This is a genomic window from Streptomyces sp. NPDC026673, from assembly GCF_040638135.1.
Classification (GTDB): Bacteria; Actinomycetota; Actinomycetes; order Streptomycetales; family Streptomycetaceae; genus Actinacidiphila.
Window position 1 is genome coordinate 1 of record NZ_JBEZXR010000092.1, and the last position, 17,988, is coordinate 17,988.

Sequence of the window (17,988 nt, forward strand, 5' to 3'; positions counted from 1 at the left end):
GGGTGAGGAGGCCGACGTGGTGGTGGTCCTCAGCCCCGGCATCGAGCGTTTCGGCTACTTCGAACAGCTCGCCGCCATCAGCCATGGCGAGGCGGGGCGCCGTCGTCGTCGCGGGGGTGCGGCGGTGCATCGCCACCGCCGCCGTCCGCCGGGCGCGGGCGCGGGGAGGTCAGGGGTCGAGCGACGCCGGACCCGCGACGCAGGTGCCCGCCGCGTCGACCTCGACGTTCCAGTCCCGCCCGCCGGCCTCCCCGGGATCCCGCGCGAGGGGAACCAGCGCCGGGCACGTCGAGCGTACGCCCCGCACGACGACGGAGAACTCGAGCGGCAGCGGGCGCCGCTCCCGCCACCCGTAATAGCTACCGGAGACCACACCGAGGCCCCGTGATCCGCAGTTCGGGCAGCCGAACACCCGCACCGTCCACGCGGAGGAGTTCACCAGCGTCACCTGACGCGCGGTCCCGGAGTCGTCGCCTCCGGCCTCCGCCGAGCAACCGGCCAGTCCCAGGACGACGGCCGCCGCGGTACCCGTCACCGTCCACCGGACCCGGCGCATGGCCAGGCCGCCGCATGCTCGCCAAACGCCCATCCGCCGTCTCCCCACAGCTCTCGGTTGCCCCGCATCTTCGCAGGTCAAGTCGGTGATCCATCACGCGGGGCCGGTCCACGAGCGCCCGTGCGCCGCCTCTGGCCGGGCCCGGACGGGCGGGGGAGCGCCGATAATCGACGTATGAGTCACCGGAATGCCTCGAACACCACGCTGGGTGATTTCCTGCGGGCGTGCCGCTCCCGCGTGAACCCCGGGGACGTGGGCCTGCCGGACGACGGACGGCACCGCCGGGTGCCGGGACTCCGGCGGGAGGAGCTGGCGCAGCTGGCGAACGTGAGCGTGGACTACGTGGTGCGGCTGGAGCAGGGCCGTACGGCGCACGTCTCGACGGCCGTCCTGGAGTCGCTGGCGCGGGCGTTGCGGCTGCGGCCCGACGAGCGGGACTACCTGCTGCGGGTCGCCGTGTCCGGCGTGGAGCCGCAGCCCCCGGCGCCGACGCGCATCCGGCCGGAGACGCAGACCCTGCTCAACGGCTTCCAGGAGTTCCCCGCCCTCCTGCTGAGCCACCGGCTGGACGTCCTGGGCTGGAACCCGCTGGGCGCGGCGCTGCTGACCGACTTCGCGGCCGTGCCGGAGCCCGAACGCAACCTGGTGCGCATGGCGTTCCTGGACCCGGCCTTCCGCGAGCTCTATGTCGACTGGCGGCACGTGGCCCGGGAGTGCGTCGCCTACCTCCGCATGGGCGCGGCGCGCGACCCGGAGGACACCCGGCTCAAGGCCCTGGTGGAGGAACTCTCCACCGCCGACGCCGACTTCCGCCGCTGGTGGTCCGACCACCGGGTGCGGACCCGGGCCTCCGGCCGGAAGAGCTTCCGGCACCCGGTCGCGGGCGCCATGACGCTGGACTTCCAGAGCCTCGTCGTCGGCGACGACCCGGGCCAGACCGTCTTCGTCTACACGGCGCAGCCCGACACCCCCGCCTATGAGGCGCTGCGCTTCCTGGCCACCTGGTCGGCGAGCCCCGCGGCCGTGCGTCCGTGACCGGATCTGCCTGGTACCACCGGTCCCAGGCAGGCGTTTCCTACGGCTGAGCTCTCTCTGGTCCGCCCTGCCGCCCGGGCACAGGCTGGGAACCCGTCGACAGAACGACCCCCCCAGTGACCATGAGGAGCACATCACCATGACGACGTGGTTCATCACCGGCGCATCCCGCGGGTTCGGCCTCGAAATCGCGCGGCAGGCCCTGGAGCAGGGCGACAACGTCGTGGCCACCGCCCGCAGCCCCCGAGCCGTGGAGGAGGCGCTCGCGGTCCACGCCGACCGGCTGCTGGCCGTGCCGCTCGACGTGAACGACGAGCGGCAGGGGCGGGCCGCCGTCGAGGCCGCGGTCGAGCGGTTCGGCGCGATCGACGTCCTCGTCAACAACGCGGGCCGGGGCCTGCTCGGCGCGGTGGAGGAGACCAGCGACGCGGAGGCGCGCGCGGTGTTCGACACGAACGTCTTCGGACTGCTGACGGTGACCCGTGCCGTCCTGCCCGTCATGCGGGCCCGGCGCTCGGGCCGGATCATCAACCTCAGCTCCGTCGGCGGCTTCGTCGGCTGGGCCGGGTGGGGCCTGTACTGCGCCACCAAGTTCTCCGTCGAGGCGATGACCGAGGCCCTGCGCCTGGAGCTCGCGCCGCTCGGCATCCAGGCGACCGCCATCGAGCCGGGCCCCTTCCGCACGGACTTCCTCGACTCCTCCTCCCTGCACCGTACGGAGCGGGTCATCGAGGACTACCAGGCGAGCGCGGGCGGCATGCGCGACTGGGCCGACGACAGCAACCACGCCCAGGACGGCGACCCGGTGAAGGCGGCGACCGCCATCATCACCGTCGCCCGCGCGGAGGAGATGCCGGCCCGGATCCCGCTGGGCAAGGCCAGCGTGGCCGACGTGGAGAACAAGCTCGCCGGGGTGGCCCGCGAGCTCGGGACGTGGCGGGACCTGGCCCTGTCCACCGACTTCACGTCCTGATCGAGCCGTCGGCTCTCCCGCCGAGGCCGCCGGGCCCCGCCGTCACGGCGGGGCCCGGCGGCCGTCGTGGTTCACGGCTCAGCCCAGCGCGTCGGGCCCGCCGTTGAGCGCCGTCAGCAGCGCCAGGGGCGTGGCCGCCGCCCAGGCCTGGGGGGAGCAGGAGTGCGGATACGGGACGGGGACGGGGTGTTCGTCCCGTCCGTAGCCGGCCATGACCTCGGGCAGCCGCCAGTCGTGCGCGGCGGCCGCGCGGACCAGTCCGTGGGCGACCTCGGACGCCTCCTCCGCCAGGCCGCTGCGCGCGAGCCCCAGTACGACGATCGCGTTGTCGTGCGGCCAGATGCTGCCCCGGTGGTACGACAGCGGGTGGTAGGGGGCCTGGCCCGCCGCGAGGGTGCGGATGCCCCAGCCGGAGAAGAAGTCCGGCTGCAGCAGCCGGCGCCCCACCGTCCGCGCGTCGGCCGCGTCGAGGATCCCGGACCACAGCAGGTGCCCGGCGTCCGAGGCGAGGGCGTCGACCTGCCGGTTCCCGCCGTCCAGGGCGAGGGCGGGGAAGCCCGGGCCGCTCATCCAGAAGTCCCGCCGGAAGCGCTCCCGCAGGTCCGCGGCCGCCTTCTCGAGCCGGGCCGCCTCCTCCGCGTCGCCCCAGACCGTACGGGCCAGGCGCGCGGTGCGGACCAGCGCGTCGTAGGCGTAGCCCTGGACCTCGGCGACCGCGAGCGCGCCGTCGGGACGGCCGCCGTCGGCGAAGCAGATGGCCCCCTCGGAGTCCTTCCAGTTCTGATGCGCCAGCCCGCCGCGCGCGGCGTCGGAGGTGTAGCGGAGATAGCCGTCCCCGCCCAGCCCGCCGTCCTGGAACATCCACTCCACCGCGGCGCGGGCGTGCGTCTCCAGGCGCCGCGCGAGCCGCGTGTCACCGGTCGCCGCGGTGTAGGACTCCAGCAGGACCAGGAACAGCGGTGTGGCGTCGACGCTCCCGTAGTAGCGGCCGTAGGGGACCTGCCGGAAGTGGGCGAGTTCGCCGTGCCGGACCTCGTGGACGATCCTGCCCGGCTGCTCGAGGCGGGACGCGTCGTGGCGGGTGCCCTGGGTGGCCGCCAGCGCGAGCAGCGTGTCGGCGGCGAGTTCCGGCCGGTAGGGCAGCGCGAACAGCGAGGTGAGCAGGGAGTCGCGGCCGAAGAGCGTGAGGAACCACGGGATCCCGGCCGCGGGCACCAGCAGGGGCTCGCCCGACGGGCCCGTCGCGGGCACGCGGAGCCGGGCCAGGTCGGCCAGTCCCGCCGCGCATGCGCGCGCCAGTTCGTCCCAGTCGGTCAGCGAGCGGGGCCTCGGACGCGCCTGGACGAAGGCGTCCTCCTCCGCCGCGTGCCGGTTGCGGACCGCCGCGGGGTCCGGTGGAGCGGCGGGTGCCGCGGTGCCGTGCGGCACGGCCCGTACGCTCAGCGCCAGCTCGGCGGCACCGTGACCGGGCAGCGGGAGCCGCCAGGTCAGCAGCCGGGCCGTACCCCCTGGCTCCAGCGGGCGGCTCTCGGCGGGGGCGGGGGAGGCGGTCACGGTGGTGTGGGCGTCCCAGTCCGCGCCGCGCCGGTAGCGGAAGGTGACACCGCTCGGCCCGTCCTCGGCGGTGCGCGCGCCGTCGGCCTTGTCGTAGTGCCGGTGGTCGGCGCGCAGCTCGAACTGGTCGGCGAAGTCCGCGTCGACCTCGAGCGCGATCTCCACCGTGGTGGGCTCCGCGCGGTTGCCGACCACGCGGACGCGTTCGGTGAGGGCGCCCGCCACCACGGCCTGCCGGCGGAAGACCGCGTACGCCGGCGGCTCGTCCCGGCCGCCCTCGGGGGTGAGTACGACGCCGTCGTCGGCTGAGGTCAGCAGGGCCGGTACGGCGCCGTCGACGGTGAGCCGCCAGCGGCTCAGATGCCGCGCGTCGCGGAGGAAGAGTCCGTCCGGGGTGTCGCCGCGGCGGCCGGTGATGTCACCGGAGCGGCTGGTGGAGGCGAAGGTGCCGCGGTGCACCAGCAGGCGTTCGACGCTCATTCGGCGGGCTCTCCTTGCGGTGTCCGGTGCAGCAGGTCCAGGGCCAGGGCGGCGGTCCAGCTGAAGCGGCGGATGCCGCGGCCCTGCCCGCCGTGCGGTTCGACGTACTCGGCGAATCCGGTGCGGCGGGCGTCGGCGAGTGCCTGCTCGCGCAGGGCATCGGCGGCCCCGGCCGCGCCGTGCTGCCGCAGGCCGCGGTGGACCAGCCACGCGGTGTTGAACCAACTGGGCCCGCGCCAGTAGCGGTTGCCGTCGAACTCGGGGGCGGTGAGGTCGTAGCTCGGCACGAGGTGCACGCTTCCCAACCGGAAGCGCTCACCGTGCGCCGTCGCGATGAGCGACCGCGCGACACGGCCGGGGAGGCCGGGGACGATCAGGGGGACGAGCCCGGCGACGCTGTGGCCGCCGACGGTCTCGCCGGTGGTCAGGTCGCGGGCGAGGAAGATCCCCGCGTCCGGGTCCCACAGCCGGTCGACCAGCGCGGTCGTGGCCGCGGCCGCCCTGCGGCGGTGCGGTCCCGGGTCGGCACCGGCCGCCGCGGCGATCTCGGCGAGGGCGTGCTCGGAGGCGATGAACAGGGCGTTGAAGCACGGGTCCTCGAGGGCGAAGGCGTGCGGGGTGCGCGCGTCGTCGTAACCGTGGTCCCGGTAGGTGGCGGCGAGCCGGACGTAGCGGCCGTAGTCGAGGTCGGTGGGGCGGTCGGCCGCGGCGCTGTGGTCGAGGTCCGCCCTGCGGAAGGACTCCGGGGGCGCCGGCTCGACCCGGGCCAGGGCCGCGTCCCAGACCGGGCTGTTGTCCAGACCCGGCTCCCAGGGGTGCACCACGGCCGCCAGCCCGCCGCCGCCCAGGTCGCGCGAGGCGGCGAGGTAGCGGTGCCATGCCGCCAGCCGGGGGTACATCCGGCGCAGGAAGCCGCGGCGCCGGGACTCGGCCGGGTCGGCGAGGTGGACCTGCCAGGCGGCGAGGGCGTGCACCGGCGGCTGGACGATGCCGGAGGTCTCGATGTCCGAAGGCGCGCCCGACGCGGCGCCCGCGCCCGAGCTGCGCCAGAAGTCGGGGCTCGGGAAGTACGCGTCCAGGGGCACCGAGGGGTTGAAGACGATGTGCGGGACACGGCCGTCGCGCCACTGCGCGCCCAGCAGGGTCTCCAGTTCCCGCTGGGCCCTGCGCGGGGCCAGCCGGGCCAGACCGATGGCGATGAACGCGGAGTCCCAGCTCCACTGGTGCGGGTAGAGGGTGCGGGAGGGCACGGTCGCCGCGCCCGTCCAGTTGGCGAGCAGTACGCGGGCGGCGTCCCGGCGCAGCGCGGCGTCACGGTCGCTCTCGCGGTCCGGGGAGCGCAGGGCCGGTTCGAGGACGGCCGTCATCCGGCGGCCCGGTGCAGGAAGGCGGGGACGGAGCGCACGGCGTCGACGGGGTCGCCGGTCAGGCGGCACTCCGCGGCGAGGTGGCCGTCGTATCCGGCGGCGTCCAGGGCACCGAGCCAGGCGGGCCAGTCCAGGTGGCCCGCGCCGGGCTGGAAGCGGTTGGAGTCGCTGACCTGGGCGTGGCCGATGAGCGGCGCCACGGCGAGGATGGCGGCCGCGGGGTCGGTCTCCTCGATGTTCATGTGGTAGCTGTCGATGCCGATGCGCACCGAGTCCAGACCGACGGTACGGATCAGGTCGGCGGCCTGCTCGAGCCGGTTGACCATGTGGTCCTCGTAGCGGTTGAGGGGTTCCAGGAAGAGCGTGACGCCCTCGGCCCTGGCGTGCTCGCCCAGTTCCGCCAGACCGGCCAGCAGCACCTCGCGGTCCTCGTCCTCGTCGCGCGGCGGCTCGAAGGGCGGCAGCCGGCGGGAGAACATGCCGTACGAGGCGGGGGTCTGGGCACCCAGCCCGCCGAGTTCGGCGATGACGCTGAGCTGCGACTTCATCTGTGCGACGGCGTCACGGCGCAGGTCGGCGTCGAAGGCGCCGAAGAAGTGCAGCATCTCGACGCAGACGGTGGGCATGACGACGCCGTCGGCCTGGGCCTTGCGCAGCTCCGGCAGGCGGTCGCGGAAGTGGAAGCCGCCCTTGCCGCGCAGTTCGATGGCGTCGTAGCCCGCGTCCTGGGCGAACTCCCACTTCTGCTGGAGGGTGTCGCCGGGCAGCAGCTGTTCCTGGCAAGCGGTCTTGAACATGATCGAGGGGCCTCTCAGAACTCCAGGACGACCTGGAGCGCGTCGGCGGGACGCTCATCCAGCAGGACATAGGCTTCGGCCGCGTCGGCGACCGGGACGACATGGCTGACGAGGGACTCGACGTCGACCCGTCCCTCGGCGACGAGCCGCAGGAAGGTCTGCTGGAGCCGTTCGACGGTCCAGCGGCCGGAGAGCTGCGGCGGGACGCCGCCGATCTGGGAGCAGATGAGCTGCACCCGGTTGTGGTGGAACTCGTCGCCGAGCCGCAGGCCCACGCCGTCGCCCTGGTAGAAACCGGAGGCGACGACCCTGCCGCCCACGGCCACCGAGCGCAGGGCGTCGTGCAGGGCGGGGTAGACGCCGCTGATCTCGATGGCGACGTCGGCGCCGCGGCCGTCGGTGGCGGCGCGGATCCGCTCGGCGACCGCGTCGGTGCGGGCGTTGAGGGTGGTCGTCGCGCCGTACTCCGCGGCCTTGGCCAACCGGACGTCCAGCGCGTCCACGGCGGTGACGCGGGCGCCGCTCAACTGGGCGAGCCTGGTGGTCAGCAGGCCGATCACGCCCTGCCCGAAGACGGCGACGTCCTCGCCGAGGTGGATGTCGCCGCCGAGGACCGCGTTGTATGCGATCGCTCCGACCCGGGCGAAGGCCCCGGCGAGGGGTGCGAGGCCGGCCGGCAGCGTGTGCCCGATCATGCGCTCGGCGGGCACGATGCCCTCGCTGCGGTGGCCCCAGATGCCCCAGACGAGGTCGCCGGTGGTCGGCAGCCCCGGTGTGTCCGTCAGTTCGGGCGAGACCTCGACCACCTCGCCGACCTCGGAGTAGCCCCAGCCCGCCACGGGGTACTCCATGCCCGCCGCGCCCTCGCGGAACAGGCGCGACTCCGGGTCCCAGGTGCGGGTCAGATACGGGTTGGTGCCGCGGTAGGCGGTGAGTTCGGTGCCCGCCGATATGCCGGAGTAGCGGGTTCGTACGCGCAGATGGCCAGGGGGCAGGGGGGCTGACTCGCTCGGGGCGACCTCCACCTGACGGGGGCCGGTGAACTGGACGACGCGTTCCACAGGGGCTCCGGAAAGTTCGGTTATGCGGTTCGTTCAGCCGTCGAAGACTGACTTACGTCGAAGATATCCGAGACTTAAGTCTTGTCAACAAGCAAAAGTGGTGCTCTGATGCAACGCGTACGTAACGCAAGGCTGACGTGAGGACGGTTGATGCGCATGTGGTCCCGACGGTCGAGGGCGCTGGCGAGCTGCTTGGCCGCCGTAGTGGGAATCGGGGTGATGTCCGGCTGTGCCGCTCAGGACAACGGGAAACCCGACAACAAGATCACCGTCTGGAGCCTGGAGAACCTCACCGACCGCGTGGAGGCGACGAAGAAGACCGTCGCCGCCTTCGAGAAGAGCAGCGGCGTGCAGGTGGACCTCGTGGGCGTGGACGAGGGGCAGTTGCCGCAGCTGATCATGTCGGCCGCCGCCGCGGGGACGCTCCCGGACGTCATCGGCGGCATACCCCTCGCGCCGGTCTGGCAGATGTACACCAACGGCCTGCTCGACACCGACGCGACCGAGAAGATCATCGACGACCTCGGTCCGGGCACCTTCAACGGCAACGCCCTCAAACTCACCGGCGACGGCTCCACCCGCCTCGGTGTCCCCAGCGACGCCTGGATGCAGATCCTCGTCTACCGCAAGGACCTCTTCGCCAAGGCCGGCCTCGCCGCACCCGACAGCTACGACGCGATGCTCGAGGCCGCGCGGAAGCTCAACAGCGGCGGCACGAGCGGCATCTCGCTCTCCACCGACCCCAGCGACGTCTTCACCCAGCAGAGCTTCGAGGACCTCGCCCTCGCCAACGGCTGCGAACTCGCCGACACCAAGGGCGACGTCACCCTCGACAGTCCCCGCTGCCACCGCGCCTTCGACACCTACGACAAGCTCGCCGGCGACTACGGCGCCCCGGGCACCCAGACCGTGGACACCACGCGGGCCACCTACTTCGCCGGCCGCTCGTCCATGATCGTCTGGTCCACCTTCCTCCTCGACGAACTGGCCGGACTGCGGGGCGACGCCCTGCCCAGCTGCGCCCAGTGCAAGAAGGACCCGCAGTACCTCTCCGACAACAGCGCGATCGTCACCTCGCTGAGCGGCCCCGACGCCGCCCGGCCCGCGCAGTTCGGCGAGATCTCCTCCTGGGTCGTGACGAAGACCGCAGAGACCGCGGCCTCCGAGAAGTTCATCAAGTTCATGATGAGCGACGGCTACCAGGGCTGGTTCGGCATGGCCCCCGAGGGCAAGATCCCGGTCCGGGCGGGAACGGCCGACGATCCCCGCAAGTACCTCGAGGCCTGGCGCGCCAGCGACATCGGCGTCGACACCAAGAAGCCCATGGAATCGGTCTTCTCGCCCAAGCTGCTCGACGAACTCGCGTCGGGCGTCAGCGACATGAAGCGCTGGGGCATCACCCAGGGCCAGGGCGCCCTGGTGGGCGCCACCATCGGCGAGCTGCCCATTCCCAAGGCGGTGGGCGACATGACCACGGGCCAGACCTCCCCGCGGGAGGCCGCCGAGGAGGCCGACGAGGAAGTCGCGGCCCTGCAGAAGTCCCTTCAGTGAGCCGCCACCGGCCTCGTCCTTCAAGGAAGCAGTGATGAGCACCGCACAGAGCACACAGCAGCCGAGAACGCCGGCGGCGGACACCTCGCCCACCGAGCCGCCGCGCCGGTCCCCGACGCTGGCCCAGCGGGAGAACCGCGCCGGGCTCGCCTTCGTCTCGCCCACCCTCCTGGTCGTCCTGGTCGTCGTGGTCCTGCCGATCGCCTGGACCGTTGTGCTGGCCTTCCAGCGCGCCCGGCTCGTCGACATCCAGAGCATGGGATTCCTGTCCAACTGGACCTGGCGCAACTTCAGCGAGGTCTTCACCTCGCCGGGTTTCTGGACCTCGCTGTGGACCACGCTGGCCTACACCGTCGGCGCCACCGCGGGATCCATCGTCCTCGGGCTGATCGCGGCGCTCGCGCTGCGCCGCCCGTTCCGCGGCCGGGCCCTGCTGCGGGGCACCATGCTGCTGCCCTACGTGGCCCCCGTGGTCGCCGTGACGTTCGTCTGGGAGATCGCCCTCAGCCCGCAGTTCGGCATCGTCAACGAGGTCGGCACCAAGGTGTTCGGCTGGGACGAGCCGGTCGCCTTCCTGTCGACGCGATCCCAGGAGATCTCCCTCCTCGGCTGGCACGTCCACGTGCCGCTGGCCCTGCTCACCGTGATCGCCTTCGAGACCTGGCGCTACTTCCCGTTCGCCTTCCTCTTCCTGATGGCCCGGCTGCAGGCCGTCCCGGAGGGCCTGGAGGAGGCCGCCGTCGTCGACGGCGCCACGATCACGCAGCGGTTCCGCCACATCCTGCTGCCGCAGCTGATGCCGGTCGTCGCGCTGCTGTCGGTGCTGCGCTTCATCCTCACCTTCAACAAGTTCGACGACATCTACCTGCTCACCGGTGGCGGATCCGGTACCGACGTCGTCGCCGTGCGCGTCTACGACTTCCTCACCGCCCGCTACGACGTGGGCGCGGCCGCCGCACAGGCCCTCGTCCTCGCGGCGATCCTCGCCGTGCTGCTCGGCATCTACTTCAAGTTCTTCGCCAAGAAGGTTCAGGAGGAGGCGTGATGGCCAGTCGCGCACAGATCGAGGACCGCACCTTCGCCGTCCTGCGCTGGGTGGTGATCGCCGGACTCGCGCTGGTCACGATCTTCCCCTTCTACTACATGCTGCTGCTCTCGGTGAAGCCGATCGACCAGCTGCTGCTCGATCCCGGCAAGCTGTGGGTCGGCACCTCCGAGTTCACCCTCGACACCTACCGCACCGTCCTCGAATCGGTGGACGACGGCGGTCAGGGCTTCCTGCGGATGCTCGGCAACTCCGCCCTGGTGGCGCTCGGGAGCATGCTGCTGACCCTGCTGGTGTCGGTCCCCGGCGCCTACGCTATCGCCCGGCTGAAGTTCTTCGGCGGGCGGAAGGCCAGCGCGCTGTTCCTGGCGGTCTACCTCTTCCCCTCGACGCTGCTCGCGGTGCCGCTGTTCGTGATCTTCGCCCGGATCGGCCTTCAGGGCAGCCTCTTCGGCCTCGCGATCGTCTACATCGCGCAGACCGTGCCGGTCTCCATCTACATGCTGAAGAACTACTTCGTGACCATCCCCAAGAGCATCGAGGAGGCCGCCGCCCTCGACGGCGCCTCGCGCCTGCAGACCGTGCGGCGCGTGGTCCTGCCCCTCGCCGCGCCCTCGCTGATGGCCACCGGCCTGTATGTCTTCATGATCGCCTGGAACGAGTTCCTGTTCGCGCTGCTGTTCCTCGCCGCCGATCCGGACAAGTGGACCGTCTCCCTGGGGCTGCAGCAGCTCGCCAACGGGATCGAAGTGCCGAAGACCGTACTCATGGCGGGCTCCGTCGTGTTGACGATTCCCGTGGTACTCCTTTTCTACGCGGCCGAGCGGCTTCTCACCGAGGGCCTGACCAGCGGCGCGGACAAGAGCTGAGCACCATGGCCCGACACGAGGGGGACCGAGGACGGATGGCTACGCCCTGGAGCACCGCCGGACACCTGCTGGAACTGATCAGGACCGGGCAGGCCACCACCCGCGGGGAACTCCAGCGCGTGACGGGCCTGTCCCGCTCCACCGTCGGCCAGCGGCTGGACCAGCTCTTCGCCGCCGGCTGGCTGCGCACCGTACCGGGCGGGCAGTCCACCGGCGGACGGCCCTCCACCCACCTGCAGTTCGACTCCGCGCACGCCGCCGTGCTCGCCGCCGACCTGGACACCACCCAGGCCCGAGCCGCGGTGCTGGACCTGTCCGGGCGGGTACTCGCCGAGCACACCGGGGAGTTGCTGCTCGACCAGGGCCCGGACCGGGTGCTGGACGAACTCGGCCGGTGGTTCGCCGAGTTGATCGACGCCGCCGGCGTACCCGCGGCCACGGTGTGCGGCGTCGGCCTGTCGGTGCCGGGCCCCGTCGACTGGACCACCGGCGTGGTGGTCCGGCCGCCCATCATGCCCGGCTGGGACGGCTTCCCCGTCCCGGCCCGGATGCAGGAGGCGCTCGCCGAGCACGCGGGACTGCCCGTCTCCGTGCCCGTCCTGGTCGACAACGACGCCAACCTGATGGCCCTCGGCGAGCAGCGCGACTCCTGGCGCGACTGCTCGGCCTTCGTCCTGGTGAAGGTGTCCACCGGCATCGGCGCGGGCGTCGTCATCGACGGCAGCGCCTTCCGCGGGATCGACGGCGGAGCCGGCGACCTCGGGCACATCCGCCTGCACGACGCCTCCGACGCGCTGTGCATGTGCGGCTCCCACGGCTGCCTGGCCGCCGTCGCCAGCGGCCGGGCACTGGCCGGGCAGCTCAGCGCCCTCGGGGTGCCCGCCGCTTCCGCCGCGGAAGTCCGCGAGCACCTGGACGCCGGCCATCCCGACGCGGTGCGTCTGGCCCGCGAGGCCGGGCGGCGCTGCGGCGAGGTGCTGGTCACGGTGGTGACCCTGCTCAACCCCGGCGTCCTGATGATCGCCGGAGACCTCGCCGAGACCCACTTCGTCACCGGGGTGCGCGAACTGCTCTACCAGCGCGCGCTTCCCCGGGCCACCCGCAACCTGCAGGTCGTCACCTCCCGCCTGGGCGATCGCGCCGCCCTCGCCGGCGCCACCGCGATGGTGGTCGAGCACCTGTACGCCCCGGACCAGGCCAATGAACGCCTGGCCGCCGCGGGCCCGAACTGACCCTGGAGCACACCCGTGAACACCCCCGCCCCCGTCGAGGTCGGGCTGATCGGCGCCGGCCCCTGGGCCCGCGCCATGCACGCCCGGATTCTGGCCGCCGGACCCGAGACCCGGCTCACGGCCGTCTGGGCCCGCCGCCCGGAAGCGGCCCGCGAGATCGCCGACACCTACGGCGCGGTGACGGCCGGCAGCCCGGAGGAACTCTTCGACCGCTGCGAGGCCGTGGCCTTCGCCGTGCCACCCGCCGTCCAGGCCGAACTCGCCGTACGGGCCGCCAAAGCCGGCAAGGCCCTGCTGCTGGAGAAGCCGCTCGGCCCCGACCTCGGCTCGGCGCGCGCCGTCGCCGACGCCGTCGCGGAGGCCGGTGTCGTCTCCCAGATGGTGCTCACCAAGCGCTACCAGGCCGAGACCCGCGCCTTCCTGCGCCGCGCACGGGAGGCCGAGGTCACCGGGGCACGCTCCTGCTACCTGCACGGGGCCTTCCTCGGCGGGGAGTTCGCCACCGGCTGGCGCCTGGAACAGGGCGCGCTGCTCGATCTCGGCCCGCACCTCGTCGACCTCCTCGACGCGGCCGTCGGACCCATCACCTCGATCCGCGCCACCGGTGACCCGCGCCGATGGGTCGAGGTCACCTGCGAGCACGAGAACGGGGCGGTGAGCCAGGCCTCGCTCTCCGGCAGCGTCCGGCTCCCGAAGCCCCGCACCCGGATCGAACTCCTCGGCCCGGGCGGAGAGCTTGTCTACGACACCTCCGCCATCGACCACGAGGAGGGCTGGCCCGTCCTGCGCGCCGAGTTCGCCGCCGCCGTCCGCTCCGGCCGTGCGGGTGAGCTGGACGCGCGTCGCGGACTGCGCCTGCAGGAGCTCATCGACGCGGCCCTGCGCTGACGCCGGGGAGGCGCGACCGGCCCGGGGCGGCCTCGGACGGCCCGTCGCCCGCGTCCGAGAGGGGCGGGCACGATGCAGGCACTCCCCACCGGAGGCCCCGGCCGCGCCGGACGGGCCACGGCCGTGAGCCGGGCGTGCCGCGGAGCCATCCCCCGGGACGGGCGAGCCGGCCGGCATGGTCCCGGGACGGCGGCGCCCGCGCGGGGATGCCGTCGGCGGCGCGCGCGGCGGCCCCGGGGCAGGTCCCCGAGTGGAATCCCGAGCGCCCGGGCCGGGGTGGCCGGACCGCCGCGGCGGCCCGGTCCGCGACACGCGGTCCGTCGCCCGGCCGCCGCGCCGTGCGGCGGGTGGGGGCAGGGCGGCCCCGTCCACCAGCCCGTCGGCGCCGACGCGTCCCCGTACGCGTCCTCGTACGCGGCCACGTCCCGGGCCGGCTCGGACCCGGCTCGGCCGCCGTACGGCTCCGACCCCGGCGGGGCCCGGGCGGCGTGCCCTCCCGGCCCGGCGCCCGGGCGACCGCGCCCGCCCCTTGCCGCTCCCCGCTGAGAAGCCGCGGCCGGGCGGATACGCTCGGAAATGTCCCGCCCGGCGAGGAGACGAGGAGCGGCCGGTGGATCTGGATCTGCGCAAGCTGCGGTACTTCGTCGCGGTGGCCGAGGAGTTGCACTTCGGGCGAGCGGCGGAACGCCTGCACATCGCGCAACCCGTACTGTCCCGGCAGATCAGGGCTCTGGAGAACGAGCTCAAGGCGCGGCTCTTCTCCCGCGACCGCCGCAGCACCGAGCTGACGGCGGCCGGTGCCCAGCTCCTCGAGGACGCCGTTCCGCTGCTGGCGGCCGCCGAGGCCGCCCGCCGCCGCGTCGCGCGCGCGGCCCGGGGCCACCCCTCCTTCACCGTCGGCTTCATGCCCGGACTGATCGTCACCGGTGCCGTGCGGGAACTCTCCCGCCGGCACCCGGATCTGTCCGTCGAGGTCGTCAGGACGAGCTGGGACGACCAGACCGAGGTGATCCTCGACGGCCGCGTCGACATCGGCTACGTCAGGATGCCCATCGACACCCGGGGCCTGGCCACCCGGAGCCTCCTGACCGAACCCCGCGTCGCCGTCCTGCCCGCCGACCACCCCTTCGCGGGAAAGCCCTCCCTCGGCATCGCCGACCTCGCCGGCGAGCACCTCCTCCAGGACCCCGACGCCGTGCCCGAGTGGCGTGACATCGCCGGGGAACTCGCCGATCCGCGGCACCGGCCCGCCGTCCCGGCCTTCCGCTCGGTCGAGGAGAAGCTCGAGAGCGTGGCGGCGGGCCGCGGGGTCGTGGTCCTCCCACTGTCCACCGCGACCTACTACACCCGTGCCGACATCGCCCACGTCGCGGTCGAGGACATCGCCCCCAACCGGGTGTTCCTGGCCTGGGACAGCGGCCGGCACGACACGCTGATCGAGGAGTTCGCCGCCATCGCGGTCGCCTGCGCCGACTCGGCCGCCTGACCGCTGAACGATTGCCGCGATCGATCCGTACTCAGGAGACAGACGAGAGGAGCAGCCCCGCGCGATGGCGCGACGGGGCGGCGAAGCGGGAGTGAGACGCGGATGAAGCTTGACGTGGTGCAGGAGCCGGGGACGACGAACGCCGCCGACGAGTCCGTCGTCTGGGTCGACAACTGGGGAGCCCAGGCCATCTGCCGGATGGACGACCCGGACGTCCTGTTCGCCCCGGGCGCCGCGCAGAAGCGCGTCAAGGCGCTCTGCGGAGGCTGCCCGGTGCGTACCGAGTGCCTCGCGGACGCCCTCGACAACCGCATCGAGTTCGGTGTCTGGGGCGGCATGACCGAGCGCGAGCGTCGCGCACTGCTGCGCCGCCGCCCCACCGTCACGTCCTGGCGCACCCTCCTGAGGACGGCACGTCAGGCCTACGAGCGCCGCCCGGAGCGGGCCTCCGCCTGAACGCGCCGCACATGGGCGGCGGCGGGGCCCAACGCCGTTGTCTGACACCGCTGTTACGGTCCCGTCCATGGCGGCAGACGATGGAATCGGGTGGATCGGCAGACGCTGGCCGCATAGTGCCGACCCCCTCCTGGGGGGACAGGCCGGTCTCGTGTTCGCGGAGAACATCGCGCCGCAGGACCTGGCGGTGGTCTTCGGCGCCGTCCCCTGGGAGATCCCCGAGCCCGTCGGCGCCGAGGCCAAGGCCATTTACGACCGGACGCACCCCCGTGTACGGGTCCCCGACGAACCCTGCCTCACCGTCTACGGCAGGGAAGGGGAGTGGTCCTTCCTGGCCGGGGACTTCGACTACCTGATCCACTTCCAGGAGGGCTTCGCGCTGCCGCGGGGAACGGGCCGGGTCGTCCTCCTCTACAACATCGCCGCCAAGGGCATGTACTGCATGGCCTACTTCGAGGACGGCCGCCGGGTGTGGAGCGGCGAGATCCACGGCGGCTTCGCCGGGGCCGCCGAATCGCACGGCGGACACTACTTCGACCACGCGCCGGAGATGTCCTTCCTCAACTGGGCCATGCACGAAGCGGGATGCCGTCCTGAGGTCCGTCATACCGACGGGCGTCCGGTCTTCGAGACCGAGGGCCGGATCACCGACTGGCGGGAGCGGTTCCTCAAGGGCCTTCAGATCGCTTTCGGGATCTCCGTGTGCCAGGAGGCCTTCGACGCCGGCCACTACCCGCTGACCGCCGTGTACCGGTCCTGATCACCGCCGGACCGGCCCGTGGACGGCCACCGCCTTCAGTGCCGGATGGCGCGGGGACGGAGGCGGTCGCCGGCGGTCACCGCCGGCTGGGCGGGCGCGCGTCAGTCCGGGGCGCCGGTGCCTTCGATCGCCGTGGTGATGGGTCCGTCCTCGACGTACGCGTCGAATCCGACGATCGTGCCGTCCTCGACGGTGAAGACGTGCACGATGGCGGAGTCGAAGGGCTGCCCGCTCTCGCGTCCGGTGCCCTTGGTGCGGCCCACGGCGACGACCTGGCCGCCGGCGTCGAAGAGGCGCTCGAACTCGATGCGGCTCTCGATCAGGTCGAAGGTCTTCTTGAAGAACGCGGCGAAGCCGGCGAGCCCGGAGTACGTGCCCCCGTAGGGCAGCGCGTCCGTCACCCGGATCCGGATCTCGGGGGAGGTGATGGCCGTCAGCGTGTCGCGGTCGGACCGCAGCATGGCGTCGTACATCGCCTCGGCGACCTCGCGGGGGGCCGAGGTCCCGGAGCCGGGTGTCTCGGGCATGGCGATCTCCTGAGGTGATTCAAGGTTCAACTGTTGGGAACGTTGTCGAATCGAAGGCGAGCATAGGGGAGTTGGGGCCCCCGCCGCCGGGCTGTCCGCCGAGCCGGGCCTCACAGGGTCTTGATCAAGCCACCGTCGATGGTGAAGTCCGCTCCGGTGATGTTGCCGGTACGGTCGCTGGCGAGCATGAGGACGAGGTCCGCCACCTCCTCGGACGTCGTGAGGCGGCCCGTGGCGAGGCCGCCGAGGCCCGCGAGGAGTTCCTCGATCGCGGTGTCGAGGTCCTTGCCCATGGCCTGCGCGACCTGGTCGGCCATGCCGTTCTCGCCGGTCCAGATGTCGGTGGAGACCGGTCCCGGGGCGATCGTGTTCACCCGGACCCCGAGCGGGCCCACCTCCTTGGAGAGCGCCTTGGAGAAGTTGGTGAGGGCCGCCTTCGAGGCCGTGTAGTCGATCACGCCGGGGTCGGGCAGGAAGGCGTTCACCGAGCTGACCGTGACGATGGAGCCGCGGGCGGTCAGCAGCTCGGGCAGCGCCGCGCGGCACGCCCGGACCGCGCTCATGAGGTTGAGGTTCATGGTCGCGAGCCAGTCCTCGTCGGTGACCGAGAGGAAGCCGCCCAGGCGCGGCTGGACGGCGCCCACGTTGTTCACCAGGACGTCGACGCCGCCGAAGCGCTCCACCGCGGTCGCGACCAGCCGCTCGACCCCTTCGGGGGTCGCGAGATCCCCGGCCACCGGCACGACGTCGTACGCGGCGGCGAGCTCCTGAAGGCCCGCTCCGGGGGTGCGGGCTCCGCCCACCACGCGTGCGCCCTCCTCGGCGAAGGCGCGGACGGTGGCGAGTCCGATGCCCCGGCTGGCCCCGGTGACGACGACGGTCTTGTCCTTGAGGTGCAGGTCCATGGCGATCCTTTTCTGGATTGATTGATAAAGATCCTGGATTCGGTGACGCCGGCGCGTTCCGGGTCGGTGGTTGAAGGTTAAACAGAAGTGGAATGTTCAATCAAGTACATCCGGCGCCGAGTGACGCGACCCACTGCGCGACCGCGTGACCCGCGCCGCGACCCACGCCGGCGCTCAGTTCGGCGCGTGCCATATGTCCGGACCGAAGACCTCGTGGCGGATCGACGCGGGAGCCACCCCGGCGTGCACCAGCATCGGGCGCAGTGCCCTGGTGAAGGAGGTGGGTCTGCACAGGAACGCCCGCGTTCCCGGTGCCACCTCCACCCGGGACAGGTCCGGTGCGCCTTGGAGGGCGTGGGGCGGTGCCCCCGACGCGTCGTCGTACCAGACGTGCAGCCGCCCGCCGAGCCGCCGCACGCGCGCGGGGAGGTCCTTCACCCGGCCGT

The 17,988-nt window shown here is 72.7% G+C and carries 18 protein-coding genes; 10 read left to right on the forward strand and 8 right to left on the reverse strand.

Going from position 1 to position 17,988, the window contains the following annotated elements:
• Positions 1-169: 169 nt before the first annotated feature.
• Complete coding sequence (locus AB0F62_RS37235; RefSeq protein ID WP_361809969.1) at positions 170-589, reverse strand: hypothetical protein; 420 nt, start codon at positions 587-589, stop codon at positions 170-172.
• Between the two features lie 141 nt (positions 590-730).
• Between AB0F62_RS37235 and AB0F62_RS37240 the strand changes: the two genes are divergently transcribed.
• Together AB0F62_RS37240 and AB0F62_RS37245 are read left to right on the forward strand one after the other, a co-directional pair.
• Positions 731-1,591 (forward strand): helix-turn-helix transcriptional regulator, encoded by an 861-nt coding sequence (locus AB0F62_RS37240; protein ID WP_361809973.1) that lies wholly within the window; start codon positions 731-733, stop codon positions 1,589-1,591.
• 139 nt (positions 1,592-1,730) lie between these two features.
• Positions 1,731-2,564: an oxidoreductase gene (locus AB0F62_RS37245; RefSeq protein WP_361809975.1), complete on the forward strand. Its 834-nt coding sequence runs from the start codon at positions 1,731-1,733 to the stop codon at positions 2,562-2,564.
• A 78-nt stretch (positions 2,565-2,642) separates the two neighbouring features.
• Here AB0F62_RS37245 and AB0F62_RS37250 read toward each other — a convergent pair whose 3' ends face one another.
• Genes AB0F62_RS37250 through AB0F62_RS37265 form a run of 4 tightly spaced genes read right to left on the reverse strand, consistent with a single transcriptional unit; the run spans position 2,643 to position 7,823 of the window.
• Positions 2,643-4,598 carry a glycogen debranching N-terminal domain-containing protein gene (locus tag AB0F62_RS37250; RefSeq protein ID WP_361809977.1) on the reverse strand — a complete coding sequence of 652 codons (1,956 nt, stop codon included), beginning with the start codon at positions 4,596-4,598 and terminating at the stop codon, positions 2,643-2,645.
• Entirely contained in the window at positions 4,595-5,965 is a 1,371-nt protein-coding gene (locus AB0F62_RS37255) for a hypothetical protein (protein WP_361809979.1), read from the reverse strand. The genes AB0F62_RS37250 and AB0F62_RS37255 overlap by 4 nt, the downstream gene beginning before the upstream one ends.
• Positions 5,962-6,762 carry a sugar phosphate isomerase/epimerase family protein gene (locus AB0F62_RS37260; protein ID WP_361809981.1) on the reverse strand — a complete coding sequence of 267 codons (801 nt, stop codon included), beginning with the start codon at positions 6,760-6,762 and terminating at the stop codon, positions 5,962-5,964. The genes AB0F62_RS37255 and AB0F62_RS37260 overlap by 4 nt, the downstream gene beginning before the upstream one ends.
• A gap of 14 nt (positions 6,763-6,776) precedes the next feature.
• On the reverse strand, positions 6,777-7,823 hold the full coding sequence (locus tag AB0F62_RS37265; protein WP_361809983.1) for a zinc-binding alcohol dehydrogenase: 1,047 nt from the start codon (positions 7,821-7,823) through the stop codon (positions 6,777-6,779).
• 150 nt (positions 7,824-7,973) lie between these two features.
• Here AB0F62_RS37265 and AB0F62_RS37270 point away from each other — a divergent pair, with 150 nt between their 5' ends.
• The 8 genes from AB0F62_RS37270 (at position 7,974) to AB0F62_RS37305 (ending at position 16,110) form a co-directional block, all read left to right on the forward strand.
• Complete coding sequence (locus AB0F62_RS37270) at positions 7,974-9,374, forward strand: extracellular solute-binding protein (RefSeq protein ID WP_361809985.1); 1,401 nt, start codon at positions 7,974-7,976, stop codon at positions 9,372-9,374.
• 34 nt (positions 9,375-9,408) lie between these two features.
• Positions 9,409-10,419 (forward strand): sugar ABC transporter permease, encoded by a 1,011-nt coding sequence (locus tag AB0F62_RS37275; RefSeq protein WP_361809987.1) that lies wholly within the window; start codon positions 9,409-9,411, stop codon positions 10,417-10,419.
• Complete coding sequence (locus AB0F62_RS37280) at positions 10,419-11,288, forward strand: carbohydrate ABC transporter permease (protein WP_361809989.1); 870 nt, start codon at positions 10,419-10,421, stop codon at positions 11,286-11,288. The genes AB0F62_RS37275 and AB0F62_RS37280 overlap by 1 nt, the downstream gene beginning before the upstream one ends.
• 35 nt (positions 11,289-11,323) lie before the next feature.
• The gene (locus AB0F62_RS37285) at positions 11,324-12,520 is read left to right on the forward strand and encodes an ROK family transcriptional regulator (protein ID WP_361809991.1); all 1,197 of its coding nucleotides are present in this window, start codon (positions 11,324-11,326) and stop codon (positions 12,518-12,520) included.
• A gap of 15 nt (positions 12,521-12,535) precedes the next feature.
• On the forward strand, positions 12,536-13,408 hold the full coding sequence (locus tag AB0F62_RS37290; RefSeq protein ID WP_361809993.1) for a Gfo/Idh/MocA family oxidoreductase: 873 nt from the start codon (positions 12,536-12,538) through the stop codon (positions 13,406-13,408).
• Positions 13,409-14,018: 610 nt separating this feature from the next.
• Positions 14,019-14,894 carry a LysR substrate-binding domain-containing protein gene (locus AB0F62_RS37295; RefSeq protein WP_361809995.1) on the forward strand — a complete coding sequence of 292 codons (876 nt, stop codon included), beginning with the start codon at positions 14,019-14,021 and terminating at the stop codon, positions 14,892-14,894.
• A gap of 102 nt (positions 14,895-14,996) precedes the next feature.
• Positions 14,997-15,350 (forward strand): WhiB family transcriptional regulator, encoded by a 354-nt coding sequence (locus AB0F62_RS37300; RefSeq protein ID WP_361809997.1) that lies wholly within the window; start codon positions 14,997-14,999, stop codon positions 15,348-15,350.
• A gap of 67 nt (positions 15,351-15,417) precedes the next feature.
• Positions 15,418-16,110, forward strand: a complete 693-nt coding sequence (locus tag AB0F62_RS37305; protein WP_361809999.1) for a hypothetical protein — start codon at positions 15,418-15,420, stop codon at positions 16,108-16,110.
• A gap of 101 nt (positions 16,111-16,211) precedes the next feature.
• On the opposite strand, the gene AB0F62_RS37310 is transcribed toward AB0F62_RS37305, so the two are convergent.
• The 3 genes from AB0F62_RS37310 to AB0F62_RS37320 all read right to left on the reverse strand — a co-directional run bounded on the left by AB0F62_RS37310 (position 16,212) and on the right by AB0F62_RS37320 (position 17,980).
• The gene (locus tag AB0F62_RS37310) at positions 16,212-16,637 is read right to left on the reverse strand and encodes a nuclear transport factor 2 family protein (protein ID WP_361810001.1); all 426 of its coding nucleotides are present in this window, start codon (positions 16,635-16,637) and stop codon (positions 16,212-16,214) included.
• A gap of 110 nt (positions 16,638-16,747) precedes the next feature.
• The gene (locus AB0F62_RS37315) at positions 16,748-17,542 is read right to left on the reverse strand and encodes an oxidoreductase (protein ID WP_361810003.1); all 795 of its coding nucleotides are present in this window, start codon (positions 17,540-17,542) and stop codon (positions 16,748-16,750) included.
• A gap of 174 nt (positions 17,543-17,716) precedes the next feature.
• On the reverse strand, positions 17,717-17,980 hold the full coding sequence (locus AB0F62_RS37320; protein WP_361810005.1) for a hypothetical protein: 264 nt from the start codon (positions 17,978-17,980) through the stop codon (positions 17,717-17,719).
• Positions 17,981-17,988: the final 8 nt, after the last annotated feature.

Bases quoted from the DNA above. Each gene is read 5' to 3' on its own strand.
- AB0F62_RS37250 (WP_361809977.1), bottom strand. From the start codon at position 4,598: ATGAGCGTCGAACGCCTGCTGGTGCACCGCGGCACCTTCGCCTCCACC.
- AB0F62_RS37245 (WP_361809975.1), top strand. From the start codon at position 1,731: ATGACGACGTGGTTCATCACCGGCGCATCCCGCGGGTTCGGCCTCGAA.
- AB0F62_RS37315 (WP_361810003.1), bottom strand. From the start codon at position 17,542: ATGGACCTGCACCTCAAGGACAAGACCGTCGTCGTCACCGGGGCCAGC.
- AB0F62_RS37260 (WP_361809981.1), bottom strand. From the start codon at position 6,762: ATGTTCAAGACCGCTTGCCAGGAACAGCTGCTGCCCGGCGACACCCTC.
- AB0F62_RS37270 (WP_361809985.1), top strand. From the start codon at position 7,974: ATGCGCATGTGGTCCCGACGGTCGAGGGCGCTGGCGAGCTGCTTGGCC.
- AB0F62_RS37255 (WP_361809979.1), bottom strand. From the start codon at position 5,965: ATGACGGCCGTCCTCGAACCGGCCCTGCGCTCCCCGGACCGCGAGAGC.
- AB0F62_RS37235 (WP_361809969.1), bottom strand. From the start codon at position 589: ATGGGCGTTTGGCGAGCATGCGGCGGCCTGGCCATGCGCCGGGTCCGG.
- AB0F62_RS37280 (WP_361809989.1), top strand. From the start codon at position 10,419: ATGGCCAGTCGCGCACAGATCGAGGACCGCACCTTCGCCGTCCTGCGC.
- AB0F62_RS37305 (WP_361809999.1), top strand. From the start codon at position 15,418: ATGGCGGCAGACGATGGAATCGGGTGGATCGGCAGACGCTGGCCGCAT.
- AB0F62_RS37300 (WP_361809997.1), top strand. From the start codon at position 14,997: ATGAAGCTTGACGTGGTGCAGGAGCCGGGGACGACGAACGCCGCCGAC.
- AB0F62_RS37275 (WP_361809987.1), top strand. From the start codon at position 9,409: ATGAGCACCGCACAGAGCACACAGCAGCCGAGAACGCCGGCGGCGGAC.
- AB0F62_RS37285 (WP_361809991.1), top strand. From the start codon at position 11,324: ATGGCTACGCCCTGGAGCACCGCCGGACACCTGCTGGAACTGATCAGG.
- AB0F62_RS37310 (WP_361810001.1), bottom strand. From the start codon at position 16,637: ATGCCCGAGACACCCGGCTCCGGGACCTCGGCCCCCCGCGAGGTCGCC.
- AB0F62_RS37240 (WP_361809973.1), top strand. From the start codon at position 731: ATGAGTCACCGGAATGCCTCGAACACCACGCTGGGTGATTTCCTGCGG.